This window comes from Marisediminicola senii, from assembly GCF_011057645.1.
GTDB lineage: Bacteria > Actinomycetota > Actinomycetes > Actinomycetales > Microbacteriaceae > Marisediminicola > Marisediminicola senii.
Window position 1 is genome coordinate 1 of sequence record NZ_JAALGE010000048.1, and the last position, 23273, is coordinate 23273.

At 70.5% G+C, this 23273-nt stretch carries 22 protein-coding genes and 1 pseudogene; 11 read left to right on the forward strand and 12 right to left on the reverse strand.

The genetic code is table 11. The features are described 5' to 3' along the window. Nucleotides 1-522, reverse strand: a 522-nt coding sequence (locus G5S38_RS12825) for a PIG-L family deacetylase (protein ID WP_201276681.1), incomplete at its 3' end; no start/stop codon positions are given. 78 nt (nucleotides 523-600) lie between these two features. Here G5S38_RS12825 and G5S38_RS12830 point away from each other — a divergent pair. Together G5S38_RS12830 and greA are read left to right on the forward strand one after the other, a co-directional pair. Continuing rightward, nucleotides 601-1047: a DUF4307 domain-containing protein gene (locus G5S38_RS12830; protein ID WP_165069334.1), complete on the forward strand. Its 447-nt coding sequence runs from the start codon at nucleotides 601-603 to the stop codon at nucleotides 1045-1047. Between the two features lie 122 nt (nucleotides 1048-1169). Next, complete coding sequence (gene greA, locus G5S38_RS12835) at nucleotides 1170-1661, forward strand: transcription elongation factor GreA (protein ID WP_165069337.1); 492 nt, start codon at nucleotides 1170-1172, stop codon at nucleotides 1659-1661. Between the two features lie 6 nt (nucleotides 1662-1667). Here the strand turns inward: greA and ilvA are convergent, their stop codons facing one another. The 6 genes from ilvA to G5S38_RS12865 are packed head-to-tail and all read right to left on the reverse strand — an operon-like array spanning nucleotide 1668 to nucleotide 8218. After that, entirely contained in the window at nucleotides 1668-2921 is a 1254-nt protein-coding gene (gene ilvA / locus G5S38_RS12840; protein WP_165069339.1) for a threonine ammonia-lyase, read from the reverse strand. Further along, nucleotides 2914-4149 (reverse strand): AI-2E family transporter, encoded by a 1236-nt coding sequence (locus G5S38_RS12845; RefSeq protein WP_235929066.1) that lies wholly within the window; start codon nucleotides 4147-4149, stop codon nucleotides 2914-2916. The genes ilvA and G5S38_RS12845 overlap by 8 nt, the downstream gene beginning before the upstream one ends. A 9-nt stretch (nucleotides 4150-4158) precedes the next feature. Next, nucleotides 4159-5259, reverse strand: coding sequence for an ABC transporter ATP-binding protein (locus G5S38_RS12850; RefSeq protein ID WP_165069342.1), 1101 nt, complete (start codon nucleotides 5257-5259; stop codon nucleotides 4159-4161). Beyond that, nucleotides 5256-6161 (reverse strand): ABC transporter permease, encoded by a 906-nt coding sequence (locus G5S38_RS12855; protein WP_165069344.1) that lies wholly within the window; start codon nucleotides 6159-6161, stop codon nucleotides 5256-5258. Before G5S38_RS12855 ends, G5S38_RS12850 begins: the two co-directional genes overlap by 4 nt. Beyond that, on the reverse strand, nucleotides 6158-7045 hold the full coding sequence (locus G5S38_RS12860) for an ABC transporter permease (protein ID WP_165069346.1): 888 nt from the start codon (nucleotides 7043-7045) through the stop codon (nucleotides 6158-6160). Before G5S38_RS12860 ends, G5S38_RS12855 begins: the two co-directional genes overlap by 4 nt. 27 nt (nucleotides 7046-7072) lie before the next feature. Beyond that, the gene (locus G5S38_RS12865) at nucleotides 7073-8218 is read right to left on the reverse strand and encodes an ABC transporter substrate-binding protein (protein ID WP_165069349.1); all 1146 of its coding nucleotides are present in this window, start codon (nucleotides 8216-8218) and stop codon (nucleotides 7073-7075) included. Nucleotides 8219-8457: 239 nt separating this feature from the next. Here G5S38_RS12865 and G5S38_RS12870 point away from each other — a divergent pair, with 239 nt between their 5' ends. Together G5S38_RS12870 and G5S38_RS12875 are read left to right on the forward strand one after the other, a co-directional pair. Then, nucleotides 8458-9660, forward strand: coding sequence for a winged helix-turn-helix domain-containing protein (locus tag G5S38_RS12870; RefSeq protein WP_165069351.1), 1203 nt, complete (start codon nucleotides 8458-8460; stop codon nucleotides 9658-9660). Further along, nucleotides 9657-10376 carry a hypothetical protein gene (locus tag G5S38_RS12875; RefSeq protein WP_165069332.1) on the forward strand — a complete coding sequence of 240 codons (720 nt, stop codon included), beginning with the start codon at nucleotides 9657-9659 and terminating at the stop codon, nucleotides 10374-10376. Before G5S38_RS12870 ends, G5S38_RS12875 begins: the two co-directional genes overlap by 4 nt. 52 nt (nucleotides 10377-10428) lie before the next feature. On the opposite strand, the gene G5S38_RS15705 is transcribed toward G5S38_RS12875, so the two are convergent. Further along, nucleotides 10429-10572 (reverse strand): hypothetical protein, encoded by a 144-nt coding sequence (locus G5S38_RS15705; RefSeq protein WP_235929067.1) that lies wholly within the window; start codon nucleotides 10570-10572, stop codon nucleotides 10429-10431. A gap of 140 nt (nucleotides 10573-10712) precedes the next feature. Then, nucleotides 10713-10940: pseudogene (locus G5S38_RS15965) on the reverse strand (DUF1648 domain-containing protein); the annotation flags it as partial. A gap of 110 nt (nucleotides 10941-11050) precedes the next feature. Here G5S38_RS15965 and G5S38_RS12885 point away from each other — a divergent pair. Further along, on the forward strand, nucleotides 11051-11683 hold the full coding sequence (locus tag G5S38_RS12885) for a hypothetical protein (RefSeq protein WP_165069355.1): 633 nt from the start codon (nucleotides 11051-11053) through the stop codon (nucleotides 11681-11683). 21 nt (nucleotides 11684-11704) lie between these two features. Here G5S38_RS12885 and G5S38_RS12890 read toward each other — a convergent pair whose 3' ends face one another. After that, a complete protein-coding gene (locus G5S38_RS12890) occupies nucleotides 11705-12592 on the reverse strand; it encodes a M48 family metalloprotease (RefSeq protein ID WP_165069357.1) in 888 nt (295 codons plus the stop codon). Between the two features lie 9 nt (nucleotides 12593-12601). Then, nucleotides 12602-13168 carry a LemA family protein gene (locus G5S38_RS12895; RefSeq protein WP_165069359.1) on the reverse strand — a complete coding sequence of 189 codons (567 nt, stop codon included), beginning with the start codon at nucleotides 13166-13168 and terminating at the stop codon, nucleotides 12602-12604. Between the two features lie 197 nt (nucleotides 13169-13365). On the opposite strand from G5S38_RS12895, the gene G5S38_RS12900 reads away from it, so the two are divergent. Further along, a complete protein-coding gene (locus G5S38_RS12900) occupies nucleotides 13366-14205 on the forward strand; it encodes an FAD binding domain-containing protein (RefSeq protein WP_165069361.1) in 840 nt (279 codons plus the stop codon). A 13-nt stretch (nucleotides 14206-14218) separates the two neighbouring features. Then, a complete protein-coding gene (locus tag G5S38_RS12905) occupies nucleotides 14219-17029 on the forward strand; it encodes a molybdopterin-dependent oxidoreductase (RefSeq protein ID WP_165069364.1) in 2811 nt (936 codons plus the stop codon). Between the two features lie 62 nt (nucleotides 17030-17091). On the opposite strand, the gene G5S38_RS12910 is transcribed toward G5S38_RS12905, so the two are convergent. Beyond that, nucleotides 17092-18072, reverse strand: a complete 981-nt coding sequence (locus G5S38_RS12910; protein ID WP_165069366.1) for an XdhC family protein — start codon at nucleotides 18070-18072, stop codon at nucleotides 17092-17094. 66 nt (nucleotides 18073-18138) lie between these two features. Between G5S38_RS12910 and G5S38_RS12915 the strand changes: the two genes are divergently transcribed. From G5S38_RS12915 to G5S38_RS12930, 4 genes are all read left to right on the forward strand, one after another. Continuing rightward, nucleotides 18139-19539, forward strand: coding sequence for an amidohydrolase family protein (locus G5S38_RS12915; protein WP_165069368.1), 1401 nt, complete (start codon nucleotides 18139-18141; stop codon nucleotides 19537-19539). Between the two features lie 128 nt (nucleotides 19540-19667). After that, on the forward strand, nucleotides 19668-20711 hold the full coding sequence (locus G5S38_RS12920; RefSeq protein ID WP_165069371.1) for an extracellular solute-binding protein: 1044 nt from the start codon (nucleotides 19668-19670) through the stop codon (nucleotides 20709-20711). A 2-nt stretch (nucleotides 20712-20713) separates the two neighbouring features. Next, nucleotides 20714-22252 carry an ABC transporter permease gene (locus tag G5S38_RS12925; RefSeq protein ID WP_201276682.1) on the forward strand — a complete coding sequence of 513 codons (1539 nt, stop codon included), beginning with the start codon at nucleotides 20714-20716 and terminating at the stop codon, nucleotides 22250-22252. Next, nucleotides 22249-23273, forward strand: a 1025-nt coding sequence (locus G5S38_RS12930) for an ABC transporter ATP-binding protein (RefSeq protein ID WP_165069373.1), incomplete at its 3' end; no start/stop codon positions are given. The genes G5S38_RS12925 and G5S38_RS12930, both read left to right, overlap by 4 nt.

The window sequence follows — 23273 nt, forward strand, 5'->3', positions numbered from 1 at the left end:
GTAGTAGACCTTGGAGACCGTCCAGGCGGGGCCGGCCTCGGGGTACCGTGCGGCGTCGGCCGCCGCCTCGATGGCGTACATCGCGATCGCGTGGGTGCGGATGTGGTCGGGGTGCGGGTACCCGCCGGTCTCGTCGTAGGTGTGCACGACCTGCGGACGAAATTCACGGATGATGCGCACGAGCGGTGCCGCGGAGTACTCCAGCGGGATCACGGCGAACGAGTTCGCGGGAACCGCCTCGCCCTCCTCGGGGAGCCCCGAGTCGAGGTAGCCCAGCCAGTGGTGCTGCACGCCCATCACGTCACGGGCCTCGGCCATCTCGTAGCGCCGGAGGCCGCCCATGTCGCGGTCGGCCATCGCCGACGCGGAGAGCGCCTCATTCTGGATGTCGCCACGCTCACCTCCCGTGCAACTGACGACCGTAACGTCGACACCGAGGCTGCGGTAATACGCGTACGTCGCAGCCCCCTTGCTCGACTCGTCGTCGGGATGGGCATGGATTGCAAGCAGGCGCCGTGACACAAATCTCCTAGGGATAACCTAGGGAACAGACTAATCGCCTCCACCTTTGTACGCCCCCACAGCCCGCGGAAGGACCCCGTGACCCCCGTCGACCAGGCCGAGAGCATGGCACCGCAGAACGCGGGTGCCGGCGATTCCGCACTGGATGCCCGCTACGGGCGCACCCCGGAGCGACGCAAGTGGAACCGGCGCGGCGCGTGGGCGGCCGCCGCGGGATTCGTCGTCGTGCTGGGCGCCTGGGTGATCTGGGGTGGCCTCGACGGCACCGGGTCGGCCGTCAGCACGCTCGACACCGGGTTCGAGATCATCGACGAGAACGCCGTGAGCGTCTCGTGGCAGGTGACGCTCGAGCCCGGCGACACCGCGGAGTGCGCCATCCAGGCGCAGAACGACGCCCACGGCGTCGTGGGTTGGAAGCTCGTGCCGATCACTGCCTCCGACGTGCGCAGCCGCACCTATACGGAAGTAGTGAACACCACGGAGCAGGCCGTGACCGGGTTGATCTATCGATGCTGGCTGACGTAAAGTTGGGTCTTCTGTAGCAGACCGGTCCACTCGGCCGGTCTCTTTTCTTTGGTGCCGCGACGGACGGGGCCAACCACGGTGGGTGCGGACAACGTCGCCCCTCGACCCCCGAAGGAGACATCATGTCGACTGGAACCAACGAGACCTGGCTCACCCAGGAAGCATTCGACCGCCGCAGCGCTGAGCTGGAAGAGCTGTCAGTGACGGGGCGTACCGAGATCGCGAAGAAGATCGAGGCGGCCCGCGAAGAGGGCGACCTCAAGGAGAACGGCGGCTACCACGCCGCGAAAGAGGAGCAGGGCAAGATCGAGGCGCGTATCCGCGTGCTCACCGAGCTGCTCCGCCACGCCAAGGTGGGCGACGCCCCGGCCAGCGACGGCATCGTCGCGTCCGGCACCGTCGTGACCGCGACCATCCAGGGCGACGAGAGCGTCTTCCTGCTCGGCAGCCGCGAGATCGTCGACGCCGACACCGACCTCGACGTGTACTCGGAGGGCAGCCCCCTCGGTGCCGCGATCCTCGGCCACCGGGTCGGCGACACCGTCACCTACACCGCACCGAACGGTCGCGACATCACCGTGGCGATCAGCAAGGTCGAGGCATACGAGAGCTGACGCTCGTCAGTAGTCGACGCGCGGGTCGTAGCCGGCCTCGCGCAGGCGCTCGAGCACGCGGCGCACGTGCTCCGGCCCGCGCGTCTCGATGCTGAGCTCGAGTTCGACCTCGCTGATCTGGGCGTTGCGCCCGTGGCGGGTGTGCAGCACCTCGACCACGTTCGCGTTCGCGTCGGAAATCAGCTCGGCGACGCGGGCCAGCTGGCCGGGGCGGTCGGGGAGCATCAGCTTGAGCTTGAGGTAGCGCTCGGAGGCCGCGAGTCCACGGGAAATGACCCGCTCCATGATGAGCGGGTCGATGTTGCCGCCGCTGAGGATGACCACGGTGGTGCCGAGGTCACCCAGCTGGCCGGCGAGGATCGCCGCGACGGCGACCGCCCCCGCCGGTTCGACGACGAGCTTCGCCCGCTCGAGCAACACGAGGAGCGCCCGGGCGGTGTCGTCATCGGTGACGGTGACCACCTGGTCGACGGTCTCCTTGATGATCTCGAAGTTGAGCTGCCCCGGCTTGCTGACCGCGATGCCGTCGGCGATCGTGGGGAGGATGGTGATCTCGGTGGGCACGCCGCTCTCGAGCGAGGGCGGGTAGGCGGCGGCGTTGGCCGCCTGCACGCCGATGATGCGCACCGTGCGGCCGTCGCGGGCCGCGCGCTGCTTCATGGCGCTCGCCACGCCCGAGATGAGCCCTCCCCCACCGATCGGCACGATGACGGTGTCGATGTCGGGAACCTGGTCGAGCATCTCGAGGGCGAGGGTGCCCTGCCCGGCGACCACGTCGGGGTGGTCGAACGGCGGGATGAGTACGGCGCCGTACGCCTCGGCGAACTCGGCGGCGGCGATCAGCGGCTCGGCGACGGTGTGGCCGCGCAGGATGACCTCTGCCCCATAGCTGCGGGTGGCCTGCAGCTTCGGCAGCGCGACACCGACGGGCATGAAGATGGTCGCCTTGATGCCGAGCTCGCGGGCGGCGAACGCGACGCCCTGCGCGTGGTTGCCGGCGCTGGCGGCGACGACGCCGCGCGCGCGTTCCTCGGGGCTCAGCTGGGCGAGGCGGTTGTATGCCCCGCGGATCTTGTACGAGCCGGTGCGCTGCAGGTTCTCGCACTTGAGGTAGACGGGCGATCCGAGCAGCTCGGCGAGGTACCGCGAGCTCTCCATCGGCGTGATCTCGGCCACGCGCGACACCAGCGTTCTTGCCGCCTCGAACTCGTCGAGGGTGGGTCCCGCGAGGGTGGTGGAGGTTACTGCTGCATCAGGCATTGCTCACGATGTCTTTCGGTTCGGGGTATGCGCCACTACGCCATTGTCCACTGACTACATAGGCGACCATCGCGTTGACGGTCGCGACGATGGGAACGGCGAAGAGTGCGCCCGGTATTCCGGCGAGGAATCCGCCTGCCCCGACGGCGAGCACGACGGCCAGCGGGTGGATCTTGACGGCGACGCCCATCACGAGGGGCTGCAGCACGTGGCCCTCGACCTGCTGCACGATGAGCACGCCGATGAGCATGATGAGCGCGCTGACCGGACCCTGGTAGATGAGGGCGACGAACACCGCGATGGTGCCGGTGAGCACGGCCCCGACGACCGGCACGAAGCTGCCGAGAAACACCGCCACCGCGATGGGGATGGCCAGCGGAAGCTGCAGGGCGAGCGCCACGATGCCGATGCCGATGGCGTCTACCGCGGCCACGAAGATCTGCACGCGCACGAAAGTGGTGAGGGTGGTCCAGCCCACCGCGCCGGAGCCGCTCACGGCGGGGCGCGCTGCCCGCGGGAACAGGCGGACGACCCACTGCCAGATGCCCCGGCCGTCGATCAGCAGGATGAGGGTGGCGAACAGCACGAGCAGCAGACCGACGAGCACGTGGCCCGCGGTGGTGCCGATCGACAGCGCACCGCTGACGACCGCCTGCCCCTCGGACTGCAGCGCGGAGAGCCCGTCCTGCACGAACGCGCTGATCTGCGCCTGCGACAGGGCGAGCGGCGATTGCTGCAGGTACTCCGTGAACTGGGTGTACGCCTCGATCGACTGCGTGCGCAGGCTCGGGAACCCGTTCATGATCTGGGTGACGACGAGCACGACGAGTCCCGAGATGATGGCGAGGATGCCGACCTCGGCGACGGTCACGGCCAGCCATTTCGGCCAGCGGTGCCGCTGCAGGAACTGCACGAACGGGATGAGCAGGGCCGCGAGCAGCACGGCGAGCATGAGCGGGATGACGATCAGGCGCAGCTGCACGACGAGGAAGATGAGCAGCGCGGCGACGCCCGCGATGACCAGGATGCGCCACGACCACGCTCCGGCGAGAACCATGCCGGGCGGCATGGCCGACGCCAGCGGGTCGCGTCGCGCCGCAGCATCCATGCCCGACTGCACTGGCGTGATCGCCGTGGCGTTCGGGGGCGCATGGCCGACCGGAGGGGCCGACGCCCGCGGGACATCGACCATGGTCTCGTGCGCGCGCCGACGACTGCCGAACTTCATCGGGTCAGTCTATGCTCGCGGGGTCGCGGCGACGGGGCGCCCGGTGAGGGTGATGAACACCCGCTCTCCCTGCTGCGGATGCGTGCCGACCTCGTGCTGCACCGACAGCAGCACGTCGTCGTCGGTGCGCACCTGGGTGCGGCGCAGCGAGCCGAGGAAGCTCGACGCGACGACGGTCGCGGGGATGCCGGAGTCGGTGAGGCGGATGTCTTCCGGGCGCACGAGGGCGAATACCGCGCCGTCGGGCTGCGGGTCGCCGAGCAGCTCGAGCGCGGTCCCGAGCACGGTCACGCGCTCCCCGGCCAGTACGCCGGGAACCCGGTTGCTGAGCCCCACGAAGTCGGCGACGAACGCCGTCGACGGGGTGGCGTAGAGCTGCTCCGGGGTGCCGATCTGCTCGATCGTGCCCTCCCGCATGACGGCGACCCGGTCGGCGACGGCGAGCGCCTCCTCCTGGTCGTGGGTCACGAACACCGTGGTGATGCCGAGGTCGGTCTGGATGCGGCGGATCTCGTCGCGCAGCTGCACGCGTACCTTGGCGTCGAGTGCCGACAGTGGTTCGTCGAGCAGCAGCACCCGCGGGCGGGTGACGAGCGCGCGCGCCAGGGCGACGCGCTGCTGCTGGCCACCGGAGAGCTGGTGGGCGTAGCGGGCGCCGAAGTGGCCGAGGCCGACCAGGTCGAGGGTCTCGGCGGCGCGGCGGCGGCGTTCGCCCGCCGGCACCTTGCGCATGCGGAGCCCGAATTCGATGTTCTGCAGCGCAGTCAGGTGCGGGAACAGCGAGTACGACTGGAACACCATGCCGATGTCGCGGCGGTTGACGGGCACGTCGGCGACGTCGACGCCGTCGATGTGGATGCTGCCGCTGTCGATCCGCTCGAGCCCCGACAGCGCGCGCAGGGCGGTCGTCTTGCCGCACCCCGACGGACCGAGCAGGGCGATGAACTCGCCGGGGCGGATATCGAGGCTGATGCCGTCGAGGGCGCGGTGTCCGGCGTACTGCTTGGTCACGTCGACGAGCGCGACGGTAGCGCCGGTGGCAGGGGTCCCTGCGGTCCCGGCGGAGCCTGCGGTCGACGCGTCCGTGGTTCGGGTGGGGGTCTCGGTCATGGGGACGTCCTGCCTGGCCGGGTGGAGCCCACGCGGCCGATCAGTAGGAGCAGCACGAAGACCAGCAGCAGCGCGAGGAGCGCGAAGATGACGGCCACGTACGGATCAGATTTGGACACCTGCACGAGGGCGGTCTGCAGGTTCTGGCGGTTGAGCAGCGATGCGATGGTGTACTCGCCGAGCACCACGGCCACCGAGATGAGGGAGCCTGCGAGGATGCCGCGGCGCAGGTTCGGCAGCAGCACGCGGGCGAGTACGCTCCCCCAGCCCGCGCCGAGCGACCGTGCCGCCTCGGAGAGCGTCACCATGTCGACCGCGTCGATATTGGCCTGGATGGCGCGATAGGCGTACGGCAGCACGGTGATGCCGTAGGCGAAGGCGAGGGTCCACACCGATCCGCCGAGCAGGCGCGTGACGACGCCGTAGACGGGGGCGAGTCCGACCACGAGCACGATCGCGGGCACCGTGATGGGGATGATGCAGATGAACTCGAGCACCCGCCGGAGCCTCGGAAACTGCAGGTGCACCAGGATCATGGTGGGCAGCAGCACCAGCAGCACGATCGCGACGGTCACCACGGCGAGGGTGAGCGAGTTGCCGATCGCGGCGAACAGCTGGCGGTAGCGAGAGTTCTCCTCGGGGTCGAACAGCACGGTCCAGTGGTCGAGCGTGTACGCGCCAGCGAGCCCGTCGCGAAAGGTGAACTCGACCATCGACAGGATGGGGACCACGAACAGCAGACCGACCGCGCCGAGGATGATCCACCGGGCACGGCCGCTGGGTTCCGCGCCGATGCTGACCGCCGTGTCGTTGACCCGCGCGGTCGCGGGCGCGGGTTTCGCCGCGGGTGGCGTGGGGGCCAGCGGTGCGGACCGGGGCGGGGACACCGGCGAGGTCGTCATTGCTGCCACCTCGTCGTGCGGGACTGCAGCACCGAGTAGGCGGTCATCACGACCACCATCACGATGATCATGCCGAGCGCGAGGGCGCCGGCGACGTTGGCCCGGCCGAGTACCGTCTCGCTGATCAGGGCGCCGCGGATCTGCAGCGGAACGATTTGGGCACCCTGGCTGATCAGCGCCGCCGCGGTGGCGTACGACGAGAACGCGTTGGCGAATAGCAGCAGCAGGCTGCCGAGGAACGACGGTGCGAGCACGGGGCCCGCGATGCGCAGCCAGTAGGTGACCCTGCTGCCCCCGAGGGTGGCGGATGCTTCGGCCCACTGTGGCTTGAGGCCCTGCAGTGCCGGCATGAACGTGATGATCATCAGCGGTACCTGAAAGTAGATGTACGGCAGGACCAGCCCCGGCACCTGGTACAGCCAGACGCCGTCGGCGTAGATGTCGATGCCGAACTGCTCGCGCAGCACCACGGTGACGAGTCCCTGGATGCCGATGGTGGCGATGAACGCGAACGCGAGCATGACGCCGCCGAACTGGGCGAGCACGCTGCTCGCGGAGTCGACCGTGGAGCGCACGGCGCCGTCGGCCCGTGTGCCCAGCAGTGCGTAGCAGACCAGGGCACCGACGACGGCTCCGACCACCGCGGTGAGCGCGGAGACCCAGAAGGAGCTGGCGAACGCGCCGAGGATCACCGGGTCGAGCAAGGCGCTGAGGTTGTCGAGCGTGAAGCTCCCCTCGGCATCGAGGAACCCGGTGCCGAGGGCGATGGCGGTGGGCACCGCGAGGAACAGCAGCACGTAGAACGCGAAGGGGGTGAGTCCGAGGTACCTCACCCACCCCCGGCGGCGCCGGGTGGGCGCCGCCGGGGATGGTGCGACGGTCACGGTGTCGTGTGTTCCGGCGCGGTGCGGCTAGCCAACGGCCGTCGCCCAGTTGGAGGCGAGCAGGGTGGCCGCCGCCTCGCTCTGCTCGGTGGTGGGCGTCACGAGTTCGTCTGGCAGTTCGCCGACCGCGTCGAGGGCCTCCTGGTCGACGGTTCCGGCGTCGACGAGGGCGGTGAGGGTGACCGGGTAGGCACCGGCCGCGAGGTACAGGTTCTGCGCGGTGGGGCTGAAGATGAACTCCTGCCACAGGCGCGCGGCCGCCGGGTGCGGGGCGTCGGCGTTGATGGCCTGGTTGTAGTAGCTCGTGTAGGCGACACCGGGCAGCGTGGTGACCTCCCAGCCGTCGACGGTCGAGGCGACCGCGAGGTTGTTGTAGCTCCAGTCGAAGACCACCGGGGTCTCACCGGATGCGATGGTGGCCTCGGTCGGGTCGAGCGGCAGGAAGTTGCCTGCGGCGTTCAGCTCGGCGAAGTAGTCGATGCCGGGCTGGAAGTCGTCGAGCGACCCGTCGTTCTCCTGCGCGGCGGCGAGGCCGACCGCGGCGAACGCGGCGCCCGCCTGGGTCGGGTCACCGTTGATGGCGACCTTGCCGCGGTACTCCTCGGCGAGCAGGTCGTCGAGGCTCTCCGGCTCGTCGACCTCGTTCGAGTTGTACCCGATCGACATGCTGCCGGTGTAGTCGTTCACCCAGAGTCCGGTCGACTCCTTGTTCTCGTCGGGAATCTCGTCCCAGTTCTCCACCTGGTAGGGGGCGAAGTAGTCGAGGCTGTCGAGGGCGACCGCGGTGCCGAGGTCGAAGACGTCGGGAGCGGTGTCCTGCCCGCGCAGGTTGTCGGCCGCGGTGATTTCCTCGGCACTCGAGACGTCGGGGTCGGCCGAGTTGACGGTGATGTCGTACTCGGCCTGGAACGCCTCGATGATCTGTCCGTAGTTGGCCCAGTTCTCAGGGAGCGCGATCACGTTGAGCTCGCCCTCCGCTTCTGCAGCCTCGACCAGGGCGTCGAGGCCACCGAAGTCCTCCGCGCTGGTCGCGGTCGCCGCATCCACGCCACTGTCGCTGTCGGTGGCGGCGTCGGTGTCGGACCCTGCACAGCCGGCGAGGGTCATGGCGACGATGGCGAACGCGGCGATGCCGGTCGCGGCGGTGCGGGTGCGCGTGGTTCTTCTCTGCATTGCAGTCCTCCAGGGGCCCGCTCGGCTGCCCGCGCTGTGGAGCGGGCCGGGGGTCACCGTGGCGGTCATCCGCACTGTAGTAACGCCCGGGTAGCGGGTGGGTGCTCCCCGGTGAACGGCGGCCGAACACGGCGTTACCGGCAGGTGACAGGTGTTGACCGGCTGCAGGCCGGGGCACGGGGTGGGTGCCGACAGGGGCGCGGCTCGGCCGTGTCGGCAGGGATCGGTACTGTCGGATCGTGGTCGAATCGCTCTCCCCCGCCCAGGCGCGCCGCGTCGCCCTCGCCGCGCAGGGGTTCGGGCGCCCGCAGCCGGCACAGCCAGGCACCCGACAACTGAACGGCGTCATCGACCGGCTCGGGCTCCTGCAGCTCGACTCGGTCAACGTGTTCGAGCGCAGCCACTACCTTCCGCCGTTCGCACGGCTCGGCCCCTACGACAAGGGTGCGCTCGACGCCCTCACCTTCGCCGCGCGCGGTAGGTACGTGGAGTACTGGGCGCACGAGGCGGCGGTGATTCCCGTGGAGCACTGGCCGCTGTTCCGCTGGCGCATGGACGCGATGCGCGCGAAGTACTCGGCGATCGAGGGCGGCTGGGTGATGGCGAACCAGCCGATGCTCGACTGGCTGCGTGCCGAGCTCGCCGAGAAGGGGCCGATGCCCGCGAGCGCCGTGGAGCACGACTCGAACCGGCGGTCGGGCCCGTGGTGGGGCTGGTCGGGCGTCAAGGAGGGGCTCGAATGGCTGTTCAGGTTCGGGGAGGTCACGAGTGCCGGGCGCACCCGGTTCGAGCGCAACTACGGGCTCGTCGACACCATCCTGCCCGCGCACGTCGTCGAGTCGAGGATCGACCAGGCCGACGCGGTGCGCCAGCTGATGAGCCTGTCGGCCCGCGCCCACGGGGTGGGCACCCTGAGCGACCTCGCCGACTACTACCGGCTCAAGCAGGGCCCGGCGGCGGTCGCGGTGCACGACCTGGTCGACAGCGGCGAGCTGCTCCCCGTCACGGTGCCGGGCTGGAAGGGCACGGCATACCTGCACCGCGACGCGCGCATTCCCCGCCGCATGGACGCTGCCGCGCTGCTCTCGCCGTTCGACCCCATCGTCTGGCGGCGCGAGCGTGCGGAGCGCATGTTCGACTTCCATTACCGCATCGAGATCTACACCCCGGCGCATAAGCGCATCTTCGGCTACTACTCGCTGCCCGTGCTGCTCGGTGACACCGTGGTGGGTCGCGTCGACCTCAAGAACGACCGGCAGGCGCGCGTGCTGCTCGTGCAGTCGGCGTGGTCCGAGGATGCCGCACCCGCCGACACCGCGGAGCGCGTCGCAGCCCTGCTGCTCGACGCCGCCCGCTGGCAGGGGCTCGACCGGGTCGAGGTGGTCGGGCGCGGGTCGCTCTCCCGCGGCCTCGCGCGTGTGCTGGCGGGCGTGACGCCGTGACCGACGGGCAATCCATTGACGGGGCGGCCGACGGGGCCGACGCCCCGCACGGGTGGTTCACCTTCGAAGAGCACCTGTGGCACCGGGTCTGGGTGGGACTGGGGCGGCTCGTCGCCGGCCTGTACCTGCTGCAGGGCCTGCTGTTCGCCGCGTACTTCATGCGGGCGGTCGGGGTTCCGCTCATCACCGGCATCGGGGTGATCGTGGGGCTCATCATCGCGGTTCCGGTGCTCACGATGTTCGTCGTCAACGCCCGGTGGCCGATGCTCGAGGTCAACCTCGACACGTCGGAGCTGCGCGCGAACGACACCGTGATCCCGCTCGCGCGGGTCAACCGCGCGGTCGTGAAGGCACAGCCGTCGCGAACCCAGTTCACCTACCAGCTGCGCCTGTCCGCGGTCGCGGGCTCGGGTGCGGGTTCCGGACGGGCGGGTTCGGGACGGGCGGGTTCCGGACGGGCGGGTTCCGGAGCGGCGGGCACGGTGCGGGCGCAGGTCACCCTGCGCGACCGGCACGGAGTCGGGCTCGACCGCGACGCCGCCCACATCCTGGCTGAGGCTCTGCGCCGCACCACCATCGAGCTGCCGGTGGCCCCGGAGGATCCGAAGGGCAGGTTCGCGCGTGCGAACTTTCCGACCCACATCACCCGCGACCAGGCGGTGTCGTTGACCGTCGATCCCCCGTCGACCTACCAGGACCTGCCCATCGTCACCTGACCGGCGGGCCGCATGGTCGGCGCGGTCGGCTCGGTCGGCGCGGTCGGCGCGGTCAGCGGATGCTCGCGAGCCGCGCGACACCGGCGATGAGTACCGAGAACAGGATCAGGAACCCGGCTACCACGACCGGTATCGCCGCGACGCCGAGCACGAGCAGCACCATGCCCACGAACAGGATCGCGACGGCGACACCCATCGCGACGACCAGCTGTTCCCCCGGGCGTAGAGCGACTGCGCATTGGCCTCGGTGACCGGCGACGGGTAGTTGTGCGCCTGGGGCCGCAGCGACAGCGCCACGAGGAATACCTGCAGGCCGAGCCAGACGGCAAGGAGGATCCAGATCATCCAGCGCGGTCCCTCGCTGGTGGTGTCACCCGCGGCGTCGACGTGGGCGGGTAACTCGGCGGGCAGAGACGGGTAGACCGCGGTCACGATCACCGCCGCGATGAGGGCGGTGACGCATCCAGCCCATCGCAGCACCCGTACTACCCGGGCACTCCGAAACGCGGGGCGGGGGCGGTTCGATGTCGACGGCACCGATTCATCCTGCCATCGCGGCCGCACGCGGTCGACCTGGGCAGCTGATTGACACCGGGCAGCTGATTGACTCCGGGCAGCTGAGCGACACTCACCGCACGGGGCGTTCCGTGCCCGGTTCTGGATAGGGTCGAGTGGTGACCGACGACGAACGCGAACTCCCGCACGGCTGGTTCACCTTCGAGGAGCACCTGTGGCATCGCGTCTGGGTGGGGGTGACCCGCTTCACCGTGCTGCTCTCGCTCGCGCAGGCAGCCGGGTTCATTTCGGTCTTTCGCAATTTCTTCGACCTCTCGTCGCTGAACAGCATCGCCGCGGTCGTGGCCCTCGTGGCGGCGGTGCCGGTGGCGACGATGTTCGTGACGAACGCGCGCTGGCCGCTGCTCGAGGTGAACCTCGACACGTCGGCGCTGCGGTCGAACGAGACGGTGATCCCGCTCGCGGAAATCAACCGGGCGCAGGTCAAGGCGCGGCCGTCGAAGAAGGGGCTCGCCTACCAGCTGCGCCTCTCGGCAGGCGCGGGCCGCACGGGCACCGTGCGTGCGCAGGTGACCCTGGGCGACCCTCGCACCGGCCGGCTGGATGCGTATTCCTCCCGCATCCTCGCCGAGGCCCTGGGTCGCACCACCATCGAACTCCCCGTCGGCCCCGGCGATCCGAATGGCCGGTTCGCGCGCCTCAACCACCCGACGAATATCACCCGCGACGAGGCGGTGGCGCTCGTGAAGTACCCGCCCACGCGCTACAAGGACCTGCCGATCGTCACCTGACGCGGGGCGTGCCGCGCGTGGCTAGAAGGTGCGGCCGCTCTCGCGCAGGCGACGTGCCCGGTCGGCGATCGGCGGGTGGGTGCTGAACATGCGGTCCATGATCCCGGGCTTGGTGGGGTCGGAGATCCACATGTGCGCCATGGTCGAGTTCTGCTTGCGCATCGGCCGGCCGTAGGCCTCGAGCTTCTCCAGCGCACTGGCCAGGGCATCGGGATGCCGCGTGGTGAGTGCACCGGTGGCGTCGGCGAGGTACTCACGCTGGCGGGAGATTGCCGCCTGGATCACCGTGGCGACGATGGGGGCGATCACGATCGACACGATGCCGAGGATGAGCATGATCGGGTTGCCGCCGCTGTTGTTGTTGCGGTTGCCGCCGAACAGCGTCAAGCGCAGGAAGATGTCGGAGATCAGGCCGACGGCGACGACCAGGCCGAACACGATGGTGGTGACCCTGATGTCGTAGTTCTGCACGTGGCCCATCTCGTGGGCCATCACGCCCTCGAGCTCGGAGTCGTCCATGATCTCGAGCAGGCCCGTGGTGGCCGCCACGACGGCGTGCTCGGGGTCACGCCCGGTGGCGAACGCGTTGGGTGCCGGGTCATTGACGATGTACACCTTGGGCATCGGCGTACCGGTGGTGATCGACAGGTTCTCGACGATGCGGTAGAGCCGCGGGTTGTCGGACTTCTGGATCTGCACGGCACCGCTCAGCGCGACCGCCTGGCTGCCCGCGGCGAAGTACTGGATCGCCGCATAGATGATCGCGCCGACGAAGGTTCCGATGAAGATGCCGTACCCGCCGCCACCCCAGACGAAGTTCGCCACCAGGCCGAGCACGCCGATGATGAGAACGAACCCGATGATGATGAGAACGGTGTTGCGTTTGTTCGCGGCTATCGCCCGATACATCGGCGGCTGCTAGAACTGCACGCGCGGCGGCTCGGCGATCGCCGCGGAGTCCGCGACCTCGAAGAACTCTCGCTCGGTGAATCCGAGGCCACGCACGAACAGGGTGTTGGGGAACTGCTTGATCTTGGTGTTCAGCTCGCGCACGCCGCCGTTGTAGAACCGGCGCGAGGCCTGGATCTTGTCTTCGGTGTCGACCAGTTCCCCCTGCAGCTGCAGGTAGTTCTGGCTGGCCTGCAACTGCGGGTAGGCCTCTGCGACGGCGAAGATGCTCTTGAGCGCGCTCTGCATGTGGTTCTCGGCGACCGAGGCGTCTGCGGGGCTCTGCGCGCCGAGCGTCTCGGCCCTGGCCTTCGTGACCGACTCGAAGACGACGCGTTCGTGGGCGGCGTATCCCTTGACGGCCTCGATCAGGTTGGGGAGCAGGTCTGCCCGCCGCTTGAGCTGCACCGTGATGTCGCTCCACGCCTCGTCGACCCGCACATTCAGGGTCACGAGGGAGTTGTAGGTGGTCCAGAGGTATATGCCGACGATCACGACAAGAAGGACGATGACGCCGACGACGATGAGGATCTCCATGGCGCCAGTGTACTCAGGGGGTCTGGAACGGCTCCGGAAAAGCGTCGCCGATCGGCGTGTGACGACCCCCAGCCCGGGGGTCGCGATGCTCCCGGCCCGGGGGTCGCGATGCTCCCAGCCCTGCCCACCCCTCCCCCGTTAACATGAGCGTCACACGCCTGCTATTGACTGGCGAGCGATGTGGTGAAGGGAGACCCATGGACCTGACCACCGTCACCGCGGTACGGCAGCCCCGCTCGCGTGCAGACCTCCGACTCGGCGAACGCGAGGCATTCCTGGGCGGCGGGTCGTGGCTGTTCTCCGAGCCGCAGCTCGAGCTCGACGGCCTGGTCGACCTCACCACCCTCGGCTGGCAGCCCATCACGGTCACCGCAGGCTGCGGTCTCTCGATCGCCGCCACCTGCACCTTCACCGAGCTCGCCGCCCTCGAGGCGCGCGCCGACTGGACTGCGCACCCGCTTCTCGCGCAATGCTGCAGCGCACTGCTCGGGTCGTTCAAGGTGTGGAACACCGCAACCGTCGGCGGCAACATCTGCCTCGCCCTCCCGGCCGGCCCGATGACCTCGCTCACCTCGGCCCTCGACGCCGATGCCCTGATCTGGACTCCCGATGGCGGTGAGCGACGGATGCCGGTGCTCGAGCTCGTGGTCGGAGACCAGTCCACGGCCCTCGAGCACGGTGAGCTGCTGCGATCGGTCGAGATACCGGCGTCGAGCCTGCGCGCCAGGGTCGGCATGCGCAAGATCGCCCTGTCGCCGCTCGGCCGCTCCGGAACCATCGTCATCGCCCGCGTCGACGAGGGCGGCGAGTTCGTCGCCACAGTGTCGGCCGGAACCGAGCGCCCAGTGCAGCTGCGCTTCGACGCCATCCCCACCGCGGACGACCTCGCCGACGGCATCGGCGCGATCGACTGCTGGTACGACGACGCGCACGGCGCCCCCGACTGGCGCCGCGCGATGAGCATCCTCTTCGCCGGGCAGCTGCGAGACGAGCTGGCCGCACCGGCCGACGACGGCACGGGAGTCGAGACGGAATGAGATTCGAGACAGCATGAGATTCGAGATCAACGGCGAACCGGTCGACGCGGCCCCCGCCCCCGGTCAGTGCCTGCGCACCCTGCTGCGCGACCACGCGCACACCGAGGTCAAGAAGGGTTGCGACGCAGGCGACTGCGGCGCGTGCTCGGTCATCGTCGACGGGGTGCCCGTGCACTCCTGCATCTATCCGGCGTCACGCATCGAGGGCCGCTCGGTCACGACGGCGGATGGCCTCGGTGACGGCGGCGCGCTGCATCCGATCCAGCAGGACTTCGTGGATGCCGCGGCCTTCCAATGCGGCTTCTGCACGCCCGGCATGGTCGTGACCGCCTCGACCCTCACCCCCGAGCAGCGGGCAGGCTCCGACCTGTCGCGCCTGATGAAGGGCAACCTGTGCCGGTGCACCGGCTACCGCGCGATCGGCGACGCGCTGTGCGGGCGGGCCAACATCGAACGCGCCGCGGCCGGTGAATCGGTGGGCAGCTCGGCCCCGGCCCCGGCCGGCGCGCGCATCGTGCGCGGCACCGAGCCGTACACGCTCGACCTCGCAACCCCCGGGTTGCTGCACCTCAGCGTGCTCGGCAGCCCCTACGCACACGCGCGCATCCTGTCGATCGATGCGGATGCCGCATCCACCCTGCCCGGCGTGAAGCTGGTACTCACGCACCGCGACTCCCCCGACGTGCTGTTCTCGACCGGCCGGCACCAGGCGCGCACCGACGACCCCGACGACACCCGCGTGCTCGACACCACGGTGCGGTTCTACGGGCAGCGGGTCGCGGCCGTCGTCGCGGAGTCGGTGGCGATCGCCGAGGAGGCGTGCCGGCTGATCCGGGTGGAGTACGAGGTTCTGCCGGCGAACTTCGACCCTGAGCTCGCGAGTACCGGGGGCACGCCAGTTCTGCACGGCGACAAGGGCCCCGAGTCACGCCTCGCCGACCCGGCGAGAAATCTCGTGGCGGAGGTGCATGGCGAGCTCGGCGACGTGACCGCGGCCATCGAACGCGCGACCGCCCGCGACGGGCAGCCCGCCGACGGGGCGACGGTGCGCGGCACCTGGCGCACGCAGCGGGTCACGCACGTCGCCCTCGAGACGCACGGCACCCGCGGCTGGCTCGACGACGACGGCCGCCTCGTGCTGCGCACCAGCTCGCAGGTGCCGTACCTCGTGCGCGACGAGCTGTGCCACATCTTCTCGCTCGACAAGGACCGCGTGCGGGTGCTCACCGCGCGGGTCGGTGGCGGCTTCGGCGGCAAGCAGGAGCTGCTCACCGAGGACCTCGTGACCCTCGCCGTGCTGAAGCTCGGGCAGCCGGTGCAGTACGAGTTCACCCGCACCGACGAGTTCCAGATCGCGCCGATGCGGCACCCGATGAGGGTGGATGTCGCGCTGGCGGCGAACGCGGACGGCATCCTCACCGCCATCGACGTCGACATGCTCGCCGACACGGGCGCGTACGGCAACCACGGTCCGGGCGTCATGTACCACTCGTGCAACGAGTCGCTGAGCATCTACCGCTGCGCCAACAAGCGCGTGAACACCCGGTCGGTGTACACGAACAATCCGCCGTCCGGGGCGTTCCGCGGCTACGGCCTCGGGCAGATCATCTACGCGGTCGAGTCGGCGATGGACGAATTGGCTCGAGAACTGGGCATCGACCAGTTCGAGTTCCGCCGGCGCAACGTGATCGTTCCGGGTGACGCGATGGTGGTGACGAAGCAGGAGGACCACGACGACCTGCTGTTCGGAAGCTACGGACTCGACCAGTGCCTCGACCTCGCCGAGGCGGCGCTGGCGCGGGGTGCGGGTGCGGCTGGTGCGGGTGCCGAGTCCCCGGTTCCGGTTCCGACCGGCGGCAGCTGGCGGGTGGGCACGGGCATGGCGGTGGCGATGATCGCGACCCTGCCGCCGCGCGGGCACTTCGCCGACGTGACCCTCTCGGTCGCAGCATCCGGCCGATACACGATCGGCGTGGGCACGGCCGAGTTCGGCAACGGCACGACGACCGCGCACGGGCAACTGGTGGCATCCGCGATGTCCACGACGGTGGACCGTATCGACATCCTGCAGTCCGACACCGACATCGTGCGGTACGACACCGGGGCGTTCGGCTCGGCGGGAACGGTCGTGGCCGGCAAGGCGATCCTGGTCGCCGCCGGAAAGCTCCGGGAACGGATGCAGCGGGCCGCCGTCACGCTCGCGGGCGCGCCGGGCGAGCTCGGGGCATCCGGAATCACCGTCGACGGACGGCTGCTGGACTTCGCCGAACTGCTCGCGACGGAGCCCTTCGGCGGCGGTGACGGTGACGGCGCCGGTGACGGAGCGGCTGCCCCGGCTGCCCCCGCCCGCTGGACCGAAGAGGGCAGCGACAACGGGTCGCCCCGCTCGGTCGCATTCAACGTGCACGCGTTCAGGGTCGCGGTCGACACCGCGACCGGCGAGGTGCGCATCCTGCAGTCGATCCAGGCCGCCGACGCGGGCGTCGTGATCAATCCCGAGCAGCTGCGCGGGCAGGTCGAGGGCGGCACGGCGCAGGCGATCGGCACGGCCCTCTACGAGGAGATGCGCATGCGCGACGGGCGGGTGGTGAACCCCGAGATCCGCAACTACCACGTGCCGCAGTTCGCCGACATCCCGCACACCGAGGTGTACTTCGCCGACACCGTCGACTCGCTCGGACCGCTGGGCGCGAAGTCGATGAGCGAGGCGCCGTACAACCCGGTCGCCCCGGCGCTCGCGAATGCGGTGCGCGATGCGCTCGGGGTGCGCCCGATGGAGCTGCCCATGTCGCGCGACCGGGTGTGGCGGCTGCTGCAGGGGTAGCGAATACGCAGACGCCGGTTCACCGGGGGCAGCTGCCGCACGGGGGCGCCGCAGGCGGCTGGCTACTGCGCCCGGTGGATCGGCCCCGACACCGACGTGAGTGGCTCAGCCGCGGCTCCTGTGCGGCTCGCGATGACCTCGGCGAGGATCGAGATCGCGGTCTCCTCCGGGGTGCGCGCGCCGATGTCGAGCCCGATCGGCGCGTGCAGTCGATCGAGGTCGTGGATGCCGCGTGCCGCCAGCTCTTCGACCCGGCTGGCGTGCGTGCGGCGCGAGCCCATCGCCCCGATGTACGCCACCGGAAGCTCGAGCGCCCCCGCGATCAGGTCGACATCGAACCTGTCGTCGTGGCTGAGGATGCAGATCACCGTGCGCTCGTCGACGGCGGTCTGCGCGAGGTACTGGGGTGGCCACTGCACCACGACCTCCTCGGCGCGCGGAAAGCGCTCGGGCGTCGCGAACACCGGCCGCGGGTCGCACACCGTCACCCGGTAGCCGAGCGCGGCCGCCGCATCCGACAGCGCGACGGCGAATTCGACCGCCCCGAAGACGATGAACCGCGACGCCGGCGCGAACCGTTCGGTGAAGGTGCGCAGCCCGTCGCAGCCGTGTGGCGACGGCACGCTCTCGCCGAGGCGGGCGGGGTCGCCCGCGATGACCGTGGTGAGTTCTGCGGCGGATCCCGCGGCGGCGCGGCGCAGCTGGTCGATGGTGGGGGCGGATGCGGCATCCATCGCCAGCACCGAGACGATGACCTCGATCATGCCGCCACAGCTGAGGCCGACGGCGAATGCGCTCTCGTCGTCGAACCCGAAGCCCTCGAACTCGGGCCGGCCGGTCTCGAGCACGCGGGTGCCGATTTCGTAGAGCGCACCTTCGATGCAGCCGCCGGAAATGCTGCCGATCACGGTGCCGTCGTCGACCACGGCCATCGACGTGCCGACCGCGCGCGGGGCGCTTCCGGTGATGGTGACGGCGGTGGCAACGGCGATGCGGTGCCCGGAATCCAGCGCGGCGAGCAGGCGATCGGCGATCTCGAACACGGCGCGCTCCTCCCGGTCACCAGCAGCCGTCACAAGACTGACACACGCCGGTGCTAGAGAAGGGGCATGCTGAGAATCACGGGCGCCGACGCCATCGTCATCGACACTGCGGGCACCGGGGCGACCGGGTCGGCGGGCGACCTGCACGTGCGGGACGGGCTGGTCGCCGGCGAGGGCGGGGGCGCGGGCACCGGCGACTCCCCCGACGACTCGGTCGAGGTGCTGGATGCCACGGGCTGCGTCATCACTCCGGGGCTCGTCAACGCGCACCACCACCTGCTGCAGACGGCATTCCGCACCCTGCCGGGCACCCGCGGCGTGCCGATGGCCGAGTGGCTGCCGACCATGGCGGCGGCGTACGGCGCGGTCGGCGTCGACGCCGGCCTGTGCTTCGACGCGGCGAGCGCCGGGCTCGCCGAGAGCCTGCTCAACGGCGTGACCACGGTCGCCGACCACCACCTCACCTGGCCGGCCGACGCGTCGACTGATGACACGGTCGCGATGGCCACCGCCACGGCAACCGCTGCCCGCGGACTCGGCGCCAGGCTGGTGTTCGTGCGCGGCACCGCGCGCGATGACCCGGAGCGCGCCGCGCTGTCGGCAGAGGCGATCGCGGGCGCGCTGCTGCCCGGTGCGGGGTCGCCTACCCCGGGTGACACCGGTGGCGGGGTCCGGGGCGGGGCCGGTGGCGGCTTGGGACGCGGTGGCATTGCAGACGATGGGATGCTGCAGCTCGCGGTCGGACCGGCCGGCGTGCACAGCGACTCCCCCGAGACGTTCCGGCTGCTCGGCGAGGTAGCGGCGCGCTTCGGGCTCCGTCGCCGCACGCAGTCCAACGAGCAGGTCGACGTGGCCATCGCCCTCGAGAGATATGGCCGCCGCCCCCTCGAGCTGCTCGAGGAATGGGGGTGGCTCGCCCCCGACGTGACCCTCGCGCACCTGTGCGACGTGACCGCCGACGAGATCGCCAGGATCGCGGCCTCCGGGGCCACAGCCACCCACGCGCCAGGCTGCGACCTGCCGATGGGCTGGGGCATCGCGCCCGTCGCGGCGCTGATGGCCGCGGGAGTCGCAGTGGGGCTCGGCACGAGTGGCGGCGGAAGCAATGACGCGTCGCACCTGCTCGCCGACGCGCGGCTCGCCATGCAGGTGGCTCCGCTGGTCGGACCGCCGATCAATGCCCGCACCGTGCTCGGCATGGCGACCGCCGGCTCTGCGGCGGGCCTCGGCCGCCCGGAACTCGGGCACCTGCGCCCGGGCGCTGCCGCCGACCTGTGCGTGTGGGACGTCTCGGGCGTCGCGGATGCCGGTGTGGCCGACCCTATCGCCGGATTGCTCTGGGCCTCCCCCGGGCGGCGCCCGCGACACGTCGTGGTCGGCGGGCGGGTCGTCGTGCGCGACGGCCAGCTGGTGACGGGCGACGAGCGGGGCATCGTGCAGCGCCTGCGCGCGCGCGTCGGGCGGTAGCTCCTATGCCGTGAGAACGCCGTGTTGCGTCTGCGGAATTGGTAGCGGAACGCAGGTAAGGCTATCCTTACTCGCAGCGCACGTGCCGCCGTCCTTTCCGTTCTCGACTCCGCTGGAGCCCCGTCATCATGCGCATTTCCCGCCCGTTCTCCCTGATCGCCCTCGGCGCCGCCGCGACCCTCGTGCTCGGTGGCTGCGCCGCCGATGACACCGCCCCCGCGGAACCGACCGGCGCCGACGCCGGTTCTCTCACCCTGTACTCGGGTCGCGAAGAGGAGCTCGTGCAGCCGCTCATCGACCAGTTCACCGACGAGACCGGCATCGATGTCGAGGTCCGCTACGGCAACACCGCCGAACTGGGCGCGCTGCTGCTCGAGGAGGGCGAGGCCACCCCCGCCGACGTGTTCCTGTCGCAGGATGCGGGAGCCCTCGGTGCCCTCGCGAACGCCGACCTCTTCAGCACCCTCCCCAACGACGTCGCCGGAGCGGTCGAGCCCGGGTTCACCTCGACCGACGGCAGCTGGGTCGGCGTCACGGGCCGCGCGCGCGTCGTCGTGTTCGACGGCGAGAAGTACACCGCCGACGAGCTGCCGGACACCGCCGAGGCCTACACCGGTGATGAGTGGCGTGGCCTGCTCGGCATCGCGCCCAGCAACGCCAGCTTCCAGTCGGCGGTCACTGCCTACCGCGTGCTCGAGGGCGACGCCGCCGCCGAGGAATACCTCACCGCCCTCGCCGCGAACGAGCCGCAGATTTTCGACGGCAACGGCGCAATCCTCAGCGCGGTCGACAGCGGCGTGCTCGACGCCGGGCTGCTCAACCACTACTACTGGTACCAGCAGGCGGGAGAGGTCGGCGCGGAGAACATGCGCGCCCAGCTCAAGTTCCTCGAGGCGGGCGACCCGGGGTCCATCGTCAACGTGACTGGCGCCGGTCTGCTCTCCGGTGCGGAAGAGAACGCCGACGCCCTCGACTTCATCGATTACCTCGTCTCGGAGGCCGGCCAGACCTACTTCGTCGAGGAGACCTACGAATACCCGCTCGTCGACGGCATCGATGCGCCCGAGGGGCTCCCCGAGCTCGCCGACCTCGTCAACCCCGAGCTCGACCTCAGCGACCTCGACACGCTGGGCGAGACGCAGGAGCTGCTCGCCCGCGTCGGGCTCATCTGACCGTGGCACCGTCGGGGCCCGGCCGCCCGCGCCGGGCCCCGACAGCCCTGCTGCTGGCCGCCGCCCTCGCCGCCGCGTGCGCGGGTATCCCCTTCGTCTACCTCGTGGTGCGCGCGGCCGGGGCCGGAGCGCCACGCGTCATCGAGACCCTCGGCCGCGGGCGGGTGCTGGAGTACGCCGCCAACTCGCTCGGACTCGCCGCGGCCACTACCGCGACTGCGCTGGTGCTCGGCACCACCGTCGCGGTCGTGCTCACCAGGGTGAGCGTGCCGTTCCCCCGGCTGTGGTTGCTCGCCTCGTCGCTTCCGCTCGCCGTTCCGTCGTTCATCGCGGGGTACGGCTGGATCGTCTCGGTGCCGGGTATCAACGGGTTCGCGGCCAGCTGGCTGCTGCTCTCGGCCGTGACGGTGCCCTACGTGACCCTGCCGGTGGCCGCCGCGCTGCGTGGGGCAGCAGGCGACCTCGAGGGCGTCGCGCGCACGCTCGGCCGCTCCCCACTGTCGGCGTTCTTCGTCGCGACCTGGCCCCAGGTGCGGCCGGCAGCGATCGCGGGCGCCCTGCTGGTCGCGCTGTACTCGCTCAGCGACTTCGGGCTCGTGTCGCTCATGCGGTTTCCCACCCTGACCTGGGGCATCAATGCCGCCTACTCGGCCAGTTTCGATCGGGCGCAGGCCGCCATCCTCGCCCTGCTGCTCGTCGTGCTCGCCCTCATCGTGGTGACCGGCGAGCGGTCCGCACGGGGGCGCCTCGCCCGCCGCCCGGCCCGCGCCGTCGCGCCGCGCGAAGTCGGGCGCGGTGCTCTGCTCGCGCTGCTGCCCGTCGTCGCGGTAGCCCCGCTGGTCGGCGTCGCGGTTCCGCTGCTCGGGTTGCTTCAACGCCTGCTGCAGGCCGAGACGCTGCGGTCGATCGATGGCCCGCGGCTGCTCGCCGCCGTCGGCGCCACCATCGGCGTCGCCCTCGCCGCCGCGCTGGTCGCGGTGCTGCTCGCCCTTCCCATCGCGGTGCTGGCCGCCCGCTACCGCGGCCGCCTCGTGAGCACCATCGAGTCGGTGGGCTACCTCGGCCACGCGCTTCCGGGCATCGTGGTCGGGCTCTCCCTGGTGTTCTTCTCGCTCGCCGTCGTTCCCGCGCTCTACCAGACCACCGCGGTGCTCGTCTTCGCCTATGTCGTGCTGTTCATGCCCAAGGCGATCGGCAACGTCAGGGCGGGGCTCGGCGACGTCCCAGCCTCGCTGGTCTCGGTCGCGCGCACCCTAGGCGACAGCCCGCTGCGGGCGTGGCTGCGGGTGACGGTTCCGCTCGCGCTACCCAGCGTCGGTATCGGCGCACTGCTGGTGGCCATCGCCACCATGAAAGAATTACCCGCGACGCTGCTGCTGCGTCCCACCGGAATCGAGACGCTCGCCACCGAGCTGTGGAACAGGACGGTGGCATTCGAGTACGGCGCGGCGGCACCGTATGCCGCGGTGCTCGTGCTGGTGGCCGCCGTTCCGGCAGCCGTGCTGTCGGGCATCCGCACCACCGCCAAGGAGGAGCTGTGAGCGACGTCGTCGTGCAGGGTGCGAGCGTGACCCACGGGTCGACGCTCGCCGTCGACGACGTCTCGTTGGCCATCCGCAGCGGCGAGCTCGTCGCCGTGCTCGGCCCGTCGGGATGCGGCAAGACGTCGCTTCTGCTCGCCATCGCCGGTCTGCTGCCACTGCGATCGGGAACGGTAACCGTCGGCGGACGCGAGTTGTCGAGTGGCACCCGCACCACGCCGCCGGAGAAGCGCAGCATCGGCTGGGTGCCGCAGGAGCCATCGCTGTTCCCGCACCTCAGCGTCGGGGAGAACATCGGCTTCGCGTTGCCGCGTGGCCGTGGCCGCGCGGCGCGCATCGACGAGCTCGCCCGCCTCGTCGGCCTTGGTGCCCTCACCGGCCGTGCACCCCACCAGCTCTCCGGCGGGCAGGCACAGCGCGTCGCCCTGGCGCGGGCCCTCGCCGCGCGCCCCGACGTTCTGCTGCTCGACGAGCCGTTCGCCGCCCTCGATACGCAACTGCGCACGGCGCTGCGCCGCGAGGTCGCGGGGCTGCTCCGCTCGCAGGGCACGACCTCGGTGCTCGTCACCCACGACCAGGAGGAGGCGCTCACGCTCGCCGACCGCGTCGCGGTACTGCGGGATGGCCGGCTCGAGCAGTTCGGAACCCCCGCGGAGGTCTACCAGCAGCCCGCCACAGACTGGGCGGCCGGCTTCGTGGGCGACGTCGTCGAGGTCGACGGCCGCTGGCGGCACGGCCGGGTCACCTGCACCTTCGGCAACGTCGAGGCCACCGCGATGGGCTTCGCGCCCGCCGACGGCGACGCCGTGCGGCTCATGCTGCGTCCGGAGTGGATCGTTCCGCGCCCCGACCTCCTCGCGACTGCTGCCGCCGGGGCCGACGCGCGGGTAGCGAGCATCTCGTATGCCGGGCACGACGCAATGCTGACCTGCGATCTCACCGCGGGATCGAGCGTGCGCATGCGCATGGCCGCGGTCGACCTGCCCGAGGTCGGCGAAACACTGCGCCTGGCGGTGCAGCG

Excerpts from the sequence above, each read along its gene's own strand:
- greA (WP_165069337.1), top strand. The coding sequence starts at position 1,170 with ATGTCGACTGGAACCAACGAGACCTGGCTCACCCAGGAAGCATTCGAC.
- ilvA (WP_165069339.1), bottom strand. The coding sequence starts at position 2,921 with ATGCCTGATGCAGCAGTAACCTCCACCACCCTCGCGGGACCCACCCTC.
- G5S38_RS12845 (WP_235929066.1), bottom strand. The coding sequence starts at position 4,149 with ATGAAGTTCGGCAGTCGTCGGCGCGCGCACGAGACCATGGTCGATGTC.
- G5S38_RS12850 (WP_165069342.1), bottom strand. The coding sequence starts at position 5,259 with ATGACCGAGACCCCCACCCGAACCACGGACGCGTCGACCGCAGGCTCC.
- G5S38_RS12855 (WP_165069344.1), bottom strand. The coding sequence starts at position 6,161 with ATGACGACCTCGCCGGTGTCCCCGCCCCGGTCCGCACCGCTGGCCCCC.
- G5S38_RS12865 (WP_165069349.1), bottom strand. The coding sequence starts at position 8,218 with ATGCAGAGAAGAACCACGCGCACCCGCACCGCCGCGACCGGCATCGCC.
- G5S38_RS15705 (WP_235929067.1), bottom strand. The coding sequence starts at position 10,572 with ATGGGTGTCGCCGTCGCGATCCTGTTCGTGGGCATGGTGCTGCTCGTG.
- G5S38_RS12890 (WP_165069357.1), bottom strand. The coding sequence starts at position 12,592 with ATGTATCGGGCGATAGCCGCGAACAAACGCAACACCGTTCTCATCATC.
- G5S38_RS12895 (WP_165069359.1), bottom strand. The coding sequence starts at position 13,168 with ATGGAGATCCTCATCGTCGTCGGCGTCATCGTCCTTCTTGTCGTGATC.
- G5S38_RS12900 (WP_165069361.1), top strand. The coding sequence starts at position 13,366 with ATGGACCTGACCACCGTCACCGCGGTACGGCAGCCCCGCTCGCGTGCA.
- G5S38_RS12905 (WP_165069364.1), top strand. The coding sequence starts at position 14,219 with ATGAGATTCGAGATCAACGGCGAACCGGTCGACGCGGCCCCCGCCCCC.
- G5S38_RS12915 (WP_165069368.1), top strand. The coding sequence starts at position 18,139 with ATGCTGAGAATCACGGGCGCCGACGCCATCGTCATCGACACTGCGGGC.
- G5S38_RS12920 (WP_165069371.1), top strand. The coding sequence starts at position 19,668 with ATGCGCATTTCCCGCCCGTTCTCCCTGATCGCCCTCGGCGCCGCCGCG.